The 14,315-nt window shown below is 42.9% G+C and carries 9 protein-coding genes; 4 read left to right on the top strand and 5 right to left on the bottom strand.

Annotation, left to right across the window (positions count from 1 at the left end):
* Positions 1–12: 12 nt before the first annotated feature.
* The 4 genes from pcrA to pruA all read left to right on the top strand — a co-directional run bounded on the left by pcrA (position 13) and on the right by pruA (position 7,263).
* Positions 13–2,229 carry a DNA helicase PcrA gene (pcrA, locus tag B9Y89_RS01950; RefSeq protein ID WP_085521064.1) on the top strand — a complete coding sequence of 739 codons (2,217 nt, stop codon included), beginning with the start codon at positions 13–15 and terminating at the stop codon, positions 2,227–2,229.
* Between the two features lie 20 nt (positions 2,230–2,249).
* On the top strand, positions 2,250–4,256 hold the full coding sequence (ligA, locus tag B9Y89_RS01955) for an NAD-dependent DNA ligase LigA (RefSeq protein WP_085521066.1): 2,007 nt from the start codon (positions 2,250–2,252) through the stop codon (positions 4,254–4,256).
* 12 nt (positions 4,257–4,268) lie between these two features.
* A complete protein-coding gene (locus B9Y89_RS01960; protein WP_085521068.1) occupies positions 4,269–5,471 on the top strand; it encodes a CamS family sex pheromone protein in 1,203 nt (400 codons plus the stop codon).
* 247 nt (positions 5,472–5,718) lie between these two features.
* A complete protein-coding gene (gene pruA, locus B9Y89_RS01965) occupies positions 5,719–7,263 on the top strand; it encodes an L-glutamate gamma-semialdehyde dehydrogenase (protein WP_085521070.1) in 1,545 nt (514 codons plus the stop codon).
* Positions 7,264–7,341: 78 nt separating this feature from the next.
* Here the strand turns inward: pruA and B9Y89_RS01970 are convergent, their stop codons facing one another.
* The 5 genes from B9Y89_RS01970 to B9Y89_RS01990 are packed head-to-tail and all read right to left on the bottom strand — an operon-like array spanning position 7,342 to position 14,315.
* Positions 7,342–9,153, bottom strand: a complete 1,812-nt coding sequence (locus tag B9Y89_RS01970; protein ID WP_085521072.1) for an IucA/IucC family protein — start codon at positions 9,151–9,153, stop codon at positions 7,342–7,344.
* Positions 9,154–9,187: 34 nt separating this feature from the next.
* On the bottom strand, positions 9,188–10,492 hold the full coding sequence (locus tag B9Y89_RS01975; protein ID WP_085521074.1) for a lysine N(6)-hydroxylase/L-ornithine N(5)-oxygenase family protein: 1,305 nt from the start codon (positions 10,490–10,492) through the stop codon (positions 9,188–9,190).
* Positions 10,467–11,051 (bottom strand): GNAT family N-acetyltransferase, encoded by a 585-nt coding sequence (locus B9Y89_RS01980; protein ID WP_085521075.1) that lies wholly within the window; start codon positions 11,049–11,051, stop codon positions 10,467–10,469. Before B9Y89_RS01980 ends, B9Y89_RS01975 begins: the two co-directional genes overlap by 26 nt.
* Positions 11,044–12,825 (bottom strand): IucA/IucC family protein, encoded by a 1,782-nt coding sequence (locus tag B9Y89_RS01985; RefSeq protein WP_085521077.1) that lies wholly within the window; start codon positions 12,823–12,825, stop codon positions 11,044–11,046. Before B9Y89_RS01985 ends, B9Y89_RS01980 begins: the two co-directional genes overlap by 8 nt.
* Positions 12,822–14,315, bottom strand: a complete 1,494-nt coding sequence (locus B9Y89_RS01990) for a pyridoxal phosphate-dependent decarboxylase family protein (protein ID WP_085521079.1) — start codon at positions 14,313–14,315, stop codon at positions 12,822–12,824. Before B9Y89_RS01990 ends, B9Y89_RS01985 begins: the two co-directional genes overlap by 4 nt.

Raw genomic sequence — 14,315 nt, forward strand, 5'->3', positions numbered from 1 at the left:
TTGGTGAGGGCTATGCAAGGGATGATCGACGACTTACTCCAGGGACTGAATCCGCAGCAAAAGAAAGCTGTTCAGCACACGGACGGTCCCCTATTGCTTATGGCGGGTGCCGGAAGTGGAAAAACCAGAGTCATCACACATCGAATCGCCTATTTATTGACGGAAAAACAAGTGGCTCCATGGAATGTGTTGGCGATAACATTTACGAACAAAGCTGCGCGTGAGATGAAAGAACGGTTGGGTGACCTGACAGGGCCGTTGGCCGAAGATATTTGGGTGTCGACGTTTCACTCCATGTGTGTTCGGATTTTACGGCGTGATATTGACCGGATAGGTATCAATCGTAACTTCTCTATTTTAGATGCGACGGACCAGAAGTCTGTCCTTAAACAAATTTTAAAAGATCAGAATGTCGATATTAAGAAGTTTCCCCCCCGAAGTATTTTAGGGACGATCAGTTCGGCAAAAAATGAATTAAAGACAGCGAGAGATTTTGCCAAAGATGTCAAAGGACCTTATGAAGAAGTGGTCCGCGATGCCTACAAGGAATATGAAAAACGACTGCTTAAAAATCATGCTTTAGATTTCGATGATTTGATCATGACCACGATTCACCTGTTCAAACGTGTTCCGGAATCATTAGAGTACTATCAACGAAAGTTTCAATATATCCATGTTGATGAGTATCAAGATACGAATCGGGCACAGTATGAATTGGTTAATATGCTGGCCGAACGGTTTGAAAATCTATGTGTTGTTGGTGACTCCGACCAATCGATCTATCGTTGGCGCGGGGCGGATATCCAAAATATTTTGTCTTTCGAAGAAGACTATCCTGATGCGGACACCATCATGCTTGAACAAAACTATCGTTCCACGCAAACGATCTTACAAGCTGCTAACAATGTCATCGATAACAATCCTTCTCGCAAACCGAAAAAATTGTGGACAGATAATGGCGCAGGTGAACAGATTCATTATTATCAAGGAGGAACCGAGCAGGAAGAAGGCCATTTTATATCAGGAAAAATCAGTGAATTGTATCGAGATGGAACGCCTTATAGTGATATGGCTATCCTCTACAGAACGAATGCGCAATCCCGAGTGCTTGAAGAAGTTCTGATGAAATCCAACATTGATTATAAAATGGTCGGCAGTATTAAATTCTATGACCGCAAAGAAATTAAGGATATTTTAGCTTATCTTCGCTTAATAGCGAACCCTGATGACGATATCAGCTTGGCTCGTGTGATTAATGTTCCGAAGCGGGGTGTCGGAGCCACATCCCTTGATAAGTTGGCGGATCATGCGTTAACTCATGATTTATCGCTCATGCAAGCCATAGGGGAAATTGAACAAACGGGTGTTTCCAAACGGGCTCAGAAAACGATGAGTGAATTCGGTGAACAAATTAAAAACTGGACGAGCATGCAAGAGTATTTGTCAGTTACAGATCTTGTTGAAGAAGTGTTGGAAAATACGGGTTATCGGAAGGCGCTGAAGGATGACCAGTCCATTGAAGCACAGAGCCGTTTAGAAAATCTTGACGAGCTGTTATCCGTAACGAAAGAATTTGAAGCGAATAATGAAGATAAGTCACTCATCGCGTTTTTAACTGAATTAGCGTTGGATGCTGATATCAACCAAGATGATGAAGAGGGCCCTGAAGATACCGTTACGATGATGACGCTCCATTCGGCCAAAGGTCTTGAATTTCCAATTGTATTTTTGGCTGGATTGGAAGAAGGTATTTTTCCCCACTTCAGATCCTTAGAAGATGATGAAGAAATGGAAGAAGAGCGTCGTCTGGCTTATGTCGGCATTACGCGTGCGGAACAGCACTTATTTATGACGAACGCCCGGATGCGAACGTTGTACGGAAAAACCAATATGAATCCCGTGTCGCGATTTATCTCTGAGATACCGCAAGATTTGGTTGTGAACCATACTGAACAAGGTGATAGCTTCTTAACCTCAAGAAAGCAGGTACCTGAATTCAGCGGAAATCGCGGGCAGAACCGCGCACCCGAGCGGTCGAAGAAAAATGTCAACGCCCCGGTAGCATGGCAAGTCGGCGATCGGGTTCGTCATAACAAGTGGGGAGAAGGAACGGTGGTCAGTACGAAAGGAAGCGGTGATTCATTGGAGCTTGACATCGCATTTCCTAAACCCACGGGCTTAAAACGATTATTGGCAACGTTCGCTCCGGTTGAAAAAGTAAATGACTGAGATGAGGAGTTGACCGACCGTTGGCTGAACAACATGTAACAGATCGTGCCAAAACGTTGCAGGAACTGCTGAAACAGTATGGTTATGAATATCATACGCTTGATGAGCCAAGCGTGCCGGATGCTGAGTATGATCAACTGATGCAGGAATTATTGCAACTTGAAGAGCAATATCCCGAATTGAAAACACCGGACTCACCAACCCAAAGAGTTGGTGGGGAACCTTTGGATGCTTTTAGAAAGGTCAACCATCGTATTCCAATGCTGAGTCTAGGTAATGCGTTTAACGAACAAGACTTGCGTGACTTTGACCGGCGTGTTAGGCAAGGCGTCGGTGATGATGTGACCTACGTCTGTGAATTAAAGATTGACGGCTTGGCGGTTTCGTTATCTTATGAAGATGGTTTGTTCACATTAGGTGCAACAAGAGGGGATGGAACGGTCGGGGAAGACATCACACATAATCTGAAAACGATTCGTTCCATTCCGCTCCGTTTGAATGAATCCGTTAATCTTGAGGTACGGGGTGAAGCCTTCATGCCGCATCATTCCTTTGAACGATTGAATGATGCGAAGGAAGCGGCAGAGGAGGCACCGTTTGCCAATCCGCGCAATGCCGCTGCGGGCTCTTTACGTCAACTTGATCCAAAGATTGCTGCCAAGCGTCATCTAGATATCTTCTTGTATGCCATAGGTGATAAAGGGGATCATCCAATTCAGTATCACAGTGAAGGACTCGAGTGGTTAGAGTCGCTTGGGCTGAAAACCAATCCTGAATGGCGGCGCTGTGACACGATTGATGACGTCCTTGAGTATATTGAGACTTATACAAGCCAGCGAACAGAATTGCCTTATGAGATTGATGGGATTGTCATAAAAGTCGATGCTTTGGCTCACCAGGAAACATTAGGTTTTACTGCGAAAAGTCCGCGTTGGTCGATCGCTTACAAATTTCCAGCCGAAGAAGTTGTGACGACGTTGACAGACATTGAATTAAGTGTTGGCCGGACCGGTGTCATCACACCAACAGCTGTGCTCAATCCTGTTCGGGTCGCGGGCACGACCGTCCAAAGAGCCTCACTGCACAACGAAGATTTAATCAGGGAAAAAGATATCCGTATCGGTGATGAAGTTGTCATCAAAAAAGCGGGGGATATCATTCCTGAAGTCGTCAACGTATTAGAAGAACGTCGGACAGGCAATGAACAACCTTTCTCGATGCCAGAGGAATGTCCGGAATGTAACAGTGAGCTTGTACGTATTGAAGGTGAAGTTGCGCTAAGATGCATTAACCCGAAGTGCCCCGCTCATATCCGTGAGGGCTTGATTCATTTTGTATCGCGGAATGCCATGGATATTGATGGATTAGGTGAAAAAGTGGTGACACAATTATTTCAAAATGATTTAATTGAAGACGTTGCTGATCTTTATGGGCTTAAATATGAAGATCTGATTCAATTAGAACGCATGGGTGACAAATCCGTGCAAAATTTATTACAAGCTATTGAGACTTCTAAAGATAATTCACTGGAAAAACTGCTTTTTGGCTTAGGCATCAAGTATGTCGGCACAAAAGCTGCCGGAACGTTAGCGAAAACGTTTGAATCCATAGACAACTTAATGAATGCATCGGAAGCCGATTTCCTTGAGGTTGATGAGATCGGGGATAAAATGGCTGATGCTATCTATACGTATTTTCAGAACGATGACGTCCACCAGCTTATCGATGAATTGAAAGAATATGGCGTTAACATGGCCTATAATGGCCCTGTTATTAATCAGGAAGACGTGAATAATTCTGCTTTTGCTGGGAAAACAGTTGTTCTAACAGGAAAATTAGAACAATGGTCACGGCCGGAAGCGAAAGCTAAGATCCTGGAGCTCGGTGGTAAAGTGACTAGCAGTGTCAGTAAAAATACAGATATTCTAGTTGCCGGAGCTGACGCTGGTTCCAAACTTGATAAAGCCCAAGAACTAGGCATTGACATATGGGATGAAGAACGTATGATTGCATCGCTCGAGCAATAGGAGGGGCGAACGTTGATAAAAAAAATGTTAAGTGTGCTCACGGTCGGTACCATGTTAATTTTGACAGGCTGTATGCCATGGTCTGACCCTGACGAACCCGAGGTCGTTAAAGACACACCAAAAGATAAAAACGAAAATGTTACGGTGATCTCGCAGACCAATACGAAAGACTACCGGACGATTCATGCGGATCAACCGGCGGATGCCCGCGGGTATATTGGATATGCTGTATCTAATCGAGTCGATATTGATGAAATTGAAATGGGCTTAAGGCGGTTGTCCAAATCTGTCTATGATCCTGGGAAGTATTTTTTTCAAGCGGGTCAGTACATTAACCAAACACAGCTTGAAAACATGATTAAACGTGAACTGACAGAGAAGCAGAAGAAAAAAGCTAAAAAGAATGATAAAAAAGTTGGGCCCCCTGGTTTTAATCCGCCACTTGGAAAAGGGAAAAATGTCAGAGAACGAAACGAAGCTAATCCTGAGATTCTTAGTAATGTGTTAGAGCAAGATTACCTTGTAAAAGTGAAAGACGGTAAATATAAGCTCGGCGGTATCTCCTTGTCGCTATCTTTCAATGATATTTATCGTGATCATGTTGAAGATGCTGAAGGCAAGTACTACTGGGCAAAGAAAGATTTAGACAATGAGAAAGTGAAACAAAAAGCTAAAGCTTATGCGGAAAAAGCTTTGGATCGCATTCGCGGAATTAAAGGTTTAAAACAAGTACCGGTCTTTATTGGTCTTTATCTTGAGGCCCCTCCTGAGTCCATTGTACCCGGTCAATATTTTGCTAAGTCTTATGTGAAAAAAGGCAGTAATAATATCGATAACTGGAAATCTGTTAACGAGAATCATGTGCTCTTTCCATCTAAAGAAGCGAAAGACGACTATCAGACAGCCAGCCAAAACTTTGGAAAATTTCAAGATGATGTCCAAAATTATTTTCCTAACTCTGTCGGTGTTCATGGATTCGGATTTTATAGAAATAAAGAATTGGACAACTTGACATTTGAGATTAACATTCGCTTTTTTGATAAAACAGAGATTGTGTCGTTTGCCAACTATGTTGGGATGCTACTGAATAAGAAATTTCCGTTTCCTGCGGCGGTACCCGTCCAAGTCTATATTAATTCGGTTAATCGTCCGGAAGCGATTATTACGAAGCAATCGAAGGACGAAAGCGCAAACGTTCACGTATATCAACATTAAAAGGTCTTTGTTAGCAGGAGAGTGGGACAGAAGTATATGAGTCACAGAATCATCCGAACTTGTTTATGAATCCGTTCGGATGATTTGTTTAGAATAGTTATTCCTATCATCGCTTCGTCAAAATCCTTCGCTTGCCGCGGGCACGGCCTCTTTTTTTATAGGCTATTGATGCATAATTGCAGTTCTTATCTGATTCAGTTACAATTGAATATGAAGTTATGAAAACGCTTTATATGGAGGTCATAAGATGGAAGCCTACAAACATGAACCAACATTGGACTATTCCAAAGAAGACAATAAGCAGGCTATGGAAGCAGCACTTAAGCAAGTGGAAGCCGACTTTGGCAAAGATTATGATTTGAAAATTGGCGGCCAGTCGGTTACAACGGATCAGAAGATCACCTCTGTTAATCCGGCGAGAAAAGATCAAGTTGTCGGTTATGTCTCTAAAGCGAATCAAGAGCACGCTGAACAAGCGATGCAAGCAGCACTTAGAGCCTATGAATCTTGGAGAAAGTGGGAACCGCGCCACCGCGCTGAAATTCTATTAAAAGCAGCTGCGATTGTAAAACGCCGGAAGCATGAATTTTCAGCGACCATGGTGCTTGAGGCAGGTAAACCATGGAAAGAAGCTGATGGCGATACTTCTGAAGCCATCGATTTTATGGAATATTATGCCCGGCAAATGATTCGTTTAAGCGAACCACAGGAGATGCTTTCCGAGACAGGCTTTGAGCATAATGAATTGTATTATAAACCTATGGGAGTCGGTATCGTCATCCCGCCTTGGAACTTCCCATTTGCGATTATGTGTGGAACGACTGTCTCTTCTATTGTTACCGGTAATACGGTTCTATTAAAACCCGCCAGTAACACACCTGTCGTTGCCGCAAAACTTTATGAAGTTTTGAAGGAAGCGGGTCTTCCTGATGGCGTCGTTAATTTTGTTCCAGGTAGCGGCAGTGAAGTCGGTGATTATCTTGTGGATCATCCGAAAACGCGCTTTATTAGCTTTACTGGTTCACGGGATGTTGGTACCCGCATTTTTGAACGGGCAGCGAAGGTTCAAGAAGGCCAGCAATGGCTGAAACGCGTTGTTGCCGAAATGGGTGGCAAAGATACAGTTGTGGTTGATAGTGAAGCGGATTTGGATATCGCTGCAGAGTCAATTGTTTACGCCGCTTATGGTTATGCCGGACAAAAATGTTCAGCATGCTCGCGGGCGGTAGTCCATGAAGATGTTTACGATGAAGTTTTACGGAAATCAATTGACCTTGCGAAGGCATTATCCGTTGGCGAGCCGAAAGATGCTAATTATATGGGTCCTGTTATTGATAAAGGGGCATTTGATAAAATCGCGGGCTATATTGAAATCGGTAAAGAAGAAGGCGAGCTTGTTCATGGCGGCAAAGTGGATGACAGCAAAGGCTATTTCGTGGAACCAACGATTTTTTCCGGTCTAAAGCCAAATGACCGTCTCATGCAAGAAGAGATCTTTGGTCCTGTCATTGCCTTTTGTAAAGTGAAAGATTTTGAAGAGGCCATTGAGGTTGCGAATAATACGGATTATGCGCTAACCGGATCCCTTATTTCGAATAACCGTCAGCATATTGCTCGTGCTCATCGTGATTTTGATGTCGGTAACCTCTATATCAACCGTGGTTGTACAGGATCAGTTGTCGGTTATCATCCGTTCGGCGGCTTTAAAATGTCAGGGACGGATGCCAAAGCCGGGAGCCCGGATTATTTGAAAAACTTCCTAGAAGCGAAGACATATACAGAAAGTTATTAAAGTTAGCTCATGATTGAGGCTGTCCTGATTTGAAACAGGACAGCCTCAATTGATGTCTAAGCAACGCTCTTCCTATGATTATTCAACTTTTTGAACTTGAGATAGGGCATTTGTTAATGTTCCGTGTTCTGAAGCATGGGGGCGGTCGTCACCATCACTGTATCCGTCATCAATCATACGATTTCTGTTGAGACAAAGTTTGTTGATTTGAGGTTGAAATAGATCAAACGTTTCAAACCTTTGCTTTAGATGAGGGAAACGCGCTTGATAGTTTTCGATCACGTCTCTGAGTTCTCCCCAAAACTGTTCCTCACGTAATTGCTGATGGCGCTCTAATAGATTCACGAGATACCTGAAGTGACAGATGAATAACCCTGTTATAATGAACTGAGTTAACCCTTCAGGCGTCTCTTGTCTAAGAACTGATTTAAGGTCGTCAGATAAAACCTCTAGCTCCGGAAGGGGTTGGTCACTGACATTCACGTCGTCCACAAAGTCCTTCACAGCGAGCCTGGCAGGCTGATAATCTTTTAAAACAAGTATCGTATTTTGGCCATGTGGTGAAAAAACGGTCCCATACTGATAAAGGAAATGTAATAGTGGCGGCATAATCACCTTAAACATTTGCTTGATCCACTCATCAGCTGATAAGCCTGATTTCTCGATCAGCGTACAGATATATGGCGTTCCGTCTTGGTCTTTGTGCAATAAAGCAGCAAGGGTAATCGGCTGTTCCCCCGCTTCTAAGTAACGATAGATACTCTCCCTCCAAATACATCCGAGCATTTCAAGGTATTGATAGGGAACGCCATCTACCTGGCTAAAATAAGGGTGTTGATAATCAATACTGGCGATTTCACCAGGCAATACCACCTTGCATTCATTGTTCAGAAATGAATCTTGTTCATAAATCCCTTTAATATAGTCGGTAATCTGTGGTGCGATCACCGTTCTTTCACTTGGCAGCCCTCGATAGACTAAGGTATTTAAGATACTCATAGGCAGTTTAACATGGTGTTTGTGTTGATGTGATTGATTCACAAACGTTCGAATGGATTGCTGCGGCAGATAGGCATCGTCGCCTGTCCCAAGGGCGATGATTGCATCCATGGCTATGTCTTCTGGATAGTTTTGAATAATCATATTTTGCCATTGCCATTCATGAACGGGAAGATAGAAATAATTATGAGGTGACCAGCCCCGTTCATGGATGATTTGGTTGAACGACTCAATCGTTGCCGGCGCCAGTTCATGTTCCAAAAGTTCCTCAAATTGAAGATTGTTCACGGACTGGTAGGAGGCACAGGATTTGGAGACGGCGATCCAATAGAGCTGCGTTGTTTTCTGAGCTTCTGGAGCATATTGCCGATAATCATCATAACCAAATCCGATGCGGCCTTTATTATAAGTAATCCACGGATGACCGGTCATTTCGCCTTCCAAATCACTATAGTCCGCATCGACTAATGTCTCGGAAGGCTGTGTCGCTTTATTGGCAATGAAGGCGTCAGCCATAAGGGTATGATTGATCTCCCGGATTAGGTGTCCGGTTGTTTCCGGAGACATACCGATGAGGGGCTGGATGTCGGTCAAAAATTGCACAGTGCTTTTAGCGGATTCCCAGTCCCGGTTTGAATCTTTGACTTCAACACTAGTTTCGACAACATCAAAGCTATCAAATAATCGTTGATAAGCCGAAAATCGGTAGCTTTTACTAGAATCGATTGTTAATAAATAGGTTGTCGTCCCATCTGTATTTTGACTGATCTCATTAGGATGAATGATCGCTTCATACATATATTCAGCCATCATTTTTGCAATAAGCTGCTGGTTAACATGCATCCAAGTCTCTCTAGTCAGATGATGGTGTATGTCTGTTTTCAAGTCCATGTTTATTCGCTCCTTTTTAATGATTGGTTCCGAGTCATCTTGTTGGCGTAAACATTTGAAACGCATGGTTTGCTTCCAAATGAAATGTGTCTCGTCTTGTTAGGTGATTAATGATCACAGCGTTCCGGTAAGCCCCCAGTCCTAAATCAGGTGCACCAACACCATGAGTATGGAGTTCGGCATTTTGTACATAGATATTACCGCTGTTGGCTGCATCTTCAGCTGTAATCCGATAATCCCGGCTGACTTTCAAGCGACCCTGTTGATCCCACATAATCTCATGGGTGACATTGTCTAAAAAATCAGGTAGACGTGCTTGATAGCCTGTCCCGAAGATCACCATATCACTGGTTAATTCATAGGACGTATCTTGCTGCCATTGATGGCAATTCAAGGTATAACGGTTGGTGGTTTTCTCAATATTTTTTACTTCTGTCATAGGCCTTAGCTCAATCTTTGGAGAATGCCCGGCAGCTGAACGTTCGTAAAGTAATTCATATATATCGGCAATAGTTTCCGCACTGATGCCTTTGTACAACCAATCTTGGTTGGGGACAATACGATCCTTTGTCTCCTGAGGTAATTGATAAAAGTAATCGATATAATCGGGTGTAAAGTGTTCGAGCCCAAGTTTTGAGTATTCCATAGGGAAAAATCCTTTGGAACGCGTCAACCATGTCAACGAGTACTGATGGCTGGCTTGATCTTGAAGTAAATCATAAAAAACCTCTGCAGCACTTTGGCCAGACCCGACGACAGTAATCGATTGGGCATAAGAGCAACGATGTTTCTGTGTTAAATAGGATGACGTATGGAAAAGGTCATCGCCCAAATGATCTTGAAACGGGGAAGGTATAGCGGGCTGTGTACCAACCCCGAGTACCACGTTTTTGGCTAGGAAGGAAAACGTCTGTCCACTTTCCTTATTCAAAGCCTGGATGTTATAAATGTTCTCCTTCTTACCTATTGATAACACTTGCCAGCCAAACCGGCAGTTATTTAACTGCCGCGAAACCCATTGACAGTAGTGGTTATATTCCCGGCGCGGAATATGGAATTTTTCATAGAAATAGAATGGATACAGACGGTTGTGTTCCTTTAAGTAATTTAAGAAACTGAATGGATGGGTTGGATCAACCATGGTTACGAGATCGGCCATAAATGGAACTTGAAGTGTCGTCCCCTCAATCAGCATGCCGGAATGCCAATCAAATGTTGACTTCTGTTCTAAAAATAGAGCATCAACGTCATCAATGGTTGATAACAGACTCGCTAATCCTAAATTAAAGGGTCCAACCCCAATCCCTATGACATCATAGATTTGTTGTTCCGAGGACATGTTGCCACCTCCGATAGAATGAATGACGATCACAAACCATGAGTAAAGCTTTTTTGTCAGGTAATTCGATTTCCTGGATAGGTTCGAAACCGCATTTTTGAAAGATATGGATCATTTTCTTATTATGAATGTCAGGTTCACTGACGACCTTATGGGTCTGTTTCCATTTAAATTGGAAGGCTGTCATCGCTCTTAATAGAGGTAAGGAATAACCTTTACCAATATAATGGGGATTTCCTATTAAAAGATGAGTTCCTTGATCGTCATTGCCAGCTGGATAGAAGCCGCGGATAATATCTTGTGCTGCCCAGTAGGATTCCCAATAAGACATAGGAACGCCATCAAGTTCACCGATATACAAAGTTTGATGATGGTCGGACAAAGCGGTCTCTAAGTGTTGCTTATATTGCCAGAGTGGCATGTTTAATTGCCAAAACGGGATCACATGGGTTTCGTTCATCCATCGGTGTAAGCGATGGAGATCTTTGTCCATTGATACTTGTCTAAATGTGATATTCCTTTGAATCGCAGGGTCGAACAGAGTGAATGCATTAGACATTGGCGGTTCTCACCTCATATAATGGGTTGGTGATATCCGTATAAACCGACTGGGTTTCTAACGCACCGACCAACTCATCCATATTATTCAAGCGTGTTAACAGATTACCTTTACTAGGGAGGGTTCGGTTGTTTAATAGACTGGCAATGAGAGACTGTCTCTGTGCTTCATAGCCTTCTAATCCTTTTAGAGTATTGGCCAATGCTTGCAATAGGACGGATTCTTCGCAAACGCCCGATCTCCCAAAGGCATTGATCATGCCTAATAATTGATTGACATAACAGTAGTAACGGAACCGTTCTTCGGCAACATGATCTGGGCACACGGTATCGCTTTTTTCGTTCAAATTGGACAGATGAGTTTGTAAAGTTGAAAATGATGATTCACAAAAGTAATAGCCTTGGTTATCTCGATAATAGAAATGGGCGGGATAGCCTTGTTCCAGCTTGATCAATGAGTTTTGTTGATGGGCTTCCAAAGCGATACCGTATTTCCCAAATAACCAAAGCATGGGTTTAAGGGAGCAATCTAAATACTGCTGAAACCAATCTCGACTCACTTGGGAAGTCGGTCGTCCCTCTTCATTAGCTAAATGCCGAATGATTTCCCCCAATCGATTAGTATCCCGCGTCATATGAGGCTGGGTTAACCCTGCAATAAGTGTGACATTCTTGTCGTCATTATTTTTAAAAGGATTATCCCGTAATATCACTTCAAACCCTGTCTCTTCTTGGTCTTCCGTTTCAATGGTGATGTAGGCAGGGTCCTGGATGATCGAGAATTTTGGATAATGCCGTTTCAAATCGGCGCCAATATAACCTGACATGAGCCGGCTCACTTCAACGCCGCGATCGAGTTCCCACCGTTTATTGACCCGTAATGAATTCGTGATCTGGACATTAAGCGAAAACTTATACATGGCAGACGCTTGTTTGTTATAAACCGTTCTAATGGATGATGTTGCGGTATACGCCTGACCATTGGGACCTAGATATTCAAGCAAACCTTTATCCATTAATTTTTTGACATGAGGTTGCTTCAGTAAAAAGGTTGCTTGAAAAGGATGTGCAGGGATGAGAACGCATGGATTGTCAGTGCCATACTTTTCTTTAAAAGATGGCTGGATGCTTTTATCATTGAGCAGTTGCTCCTTAATCAACTGACTCGCATAAGTTCCTAACGCTGAATCCTCTGCAACGATAGATGCGTCGGCTTTAAAATAATCCAATTGAAAGTGCCCTTTGAGTTCTGGCGCTAAATGGTCTTCATCCATCCCTTGCCGGCTTTTAGGTGTTGGATGCAGTAGGTGTCCAAATATTAAGGATTGTTCTGCTTCGATAAAAGAAAAGTCATGAGCGGTTAGTGCATTTTTTTCTAATAGCCTCTGATCGATAAAGTACTGAATGTTGCGGCAACTGTGAATCACTCTTAAAATCAGTTCATCTTCGCTATCATCACGATTAAAGTAGTTTAATAATTCTTTAGTTAAAAGCGTGACAAGCGTGACGTAATCTAAAGGTGTCCGATCTCCTTTACGGGTCTCCATGTAAATGGGGAAAGCAAAAAGGTGTGCGCCCGTTAGAGACACATATCGAACAGGGATCGTGAGACAGATACCTTGGGACTTTAATGGACATTGCCAGATTTGCTCGATGGGCTGATCAATAGAAAGATAATCAATAGAAACGGTTTGAATCGAACCATGCTCTCTTAAATAGCAATTTAAAAAACTTTGCATGGTTGCCTGTTCAGCCATTGTTTTAGCGGATGTCATCCAACTACCTCCTGATTGATATGAATACTTTGTGCCTGACCTTCAGCAATGATGTCTGAAAGGATGTCCTGTATATCCGATAATGAAGTCATAGGGTTTAGCAACGTTAACTTAAGATAGGTGTCCCCACGTATTTTTGTTTTGGCAATGACGGCTTGTCCTTGAATCAGTAAAAGTTGCTGTATTTGTCGATTGATCATATTAATGTGATCCATCTCATTGGGCATAAATCGAAATACAACAGCATTCAGTTCAGGGAAGTGAGCTAATTCTAAATTTGAGTCATTGTCAATCAGTTCCGCTGTTTGTCTCGCGGTAGAGATCGTTGTCTCAATCATATCTGTCAGTTTCTCAGTTCCTATAAATTTAAGGGTCATAAATAACTTTAGAGCATCAAATCGCCTTGTTGTTTGTGTTGACTTTCCGGCTAAGTTTAAAATACCGTCAAGTTCATCTTCTTCAGGATTCAAATATTCGGCATGATGCTTCATATATTTAAATAAATGACGATCGCGTAAGAGAAAGGCCCCACAACTGATGGGTTGATAGAACCACTTATGAAAATCCACAGCAATCGAATCTGCTTGTTCAATGCCAGTTAACACATCATTATACTGGTCGCTTAACATCACTCCGCCCCCGTAAGCAGCATCAACATGGAGCCATATATCATAGGCCTGTGCCATGTCATGCAAGTCTTGGAGCGGATCAATACTACCAAAATCGGTTGTTCCTGCCGTTGCAACAATCGCAAAGGGGTTTAAGTTATTTTGCCGCAGATATTGTAAGGTGTTCAAAGCTTCGCCTATATCCATGCGATTCGCATCATCGGTCGGAATGGGAATCACCGCATTTTCTCCAAGGCCTAATTGTGCCGCCGCTTGTTTGATGGTGAAATGGGCATGCTCTGAGCATAAAATTCTTAACGTATGGGCTTCGTAAGGTAGCCCCTCTTCATGCCCATTAATACCAAAATGACTTTGGACATAAAGGTTTCGCGCCAGTAAAAGTCCTGTATAGTTTGATTGGGTCCCACCGCTCGTGAAGGCACCGTCGGGTTGTTGATCGTATCCAAACTGATGACAGAGCCATTGGATCATACTTACTTCAAGATTAGTGGCGGCACCGCTTTGATCCCATGAATCCATGGATTGATTAAGGGCACTGATCAGTACTTCAGCAGCCAGAGCTGGAATCAATGGCGGGCAATGGAGGTGGGCAACACATTTCGGATGTGACACATTAATGGTATGGTTTAATACGTTATTAAAGGTTTCATCTAAGACGTCCTGCCAGCTTGCATTTGTCGAGAAATCCATGGATCGGTTAATGTCTTGATGAACGTCATGACGGCTTTTCCCGCTATACGTTTGTCTTGAAGCATGATTAAGTAAAGTCTCGATTGATTGGTTCATCATCGTTTGATACTGAGAGAATCCTTCATTTTGCCCTAAAAATAATGGATCAAAGGTATCGACAGGTTGGTTCAT

Origin of the sequence: Tuberibacillus sp. Marseille-P3662 (assembly GCF_900178005.1) — a bacterium.
In the GTDB taxonomy this organism is placed as follows: Bacteria; Bacillota; Bacilli; order Bacillales; family Sporolactobacillaceae; genus Marseille-P3662.

What these genes read in the sequence shown, in the direction of transcription:
- pruA (WP_085521070.1), top strand. Translation starts at nt 5,719, where the DNA reads ATGGAAGCCTACAAACATGAACCAACATTGGACTATTCCAAAGAAGAC.
- pcrA (WP_085521064.1), top strand. Translation starts at nt 13, where the DNA reads ATGCAAGGGATGATCGACGACTTACTCCAGGGACTGAATCCGCAGCAA.
- B9Y89_RS01975 (WP_085521074.1), bottom strand. Translation starts at nt 10,492, where the DNA reads ATGTCCTCGGAACAACAAATCTATGATGTCATAGGGATTGGGGTTGGA.
- B9Y89_RS01990 (WP_085521079.1), bottom strand. Translation starts at nt 14,315, where the DNA reads ATGAACCAACCTGTCGATACCTTTGATCCATTATTTTTAGGGCAAAAT.
- B9Y89_RS01980 (WP_085521075.1), bottom strand. Translation starts at nt 11,051, where the DNA reads ATGTCTAATGCATTCACTCTGTTCGACCCTGCGATTCAAAGGAATATC.
- B9Y89_RS01970 (WP_085521072.1), bottom strand. Translation starts at nt 9,153, where the DNA reads ATGGACTTGAAAACAGACATACACCATCATCTGACTAGAGAGACTTGG.
- B9Y89_RS01985 (WP_085521077.1), bottom strand. Translation starts at nt 12,825, where the DNA reads ATGACATCCGCTAAAACAATGGCTGAACAGGCAACCATGCAAAGTTTT.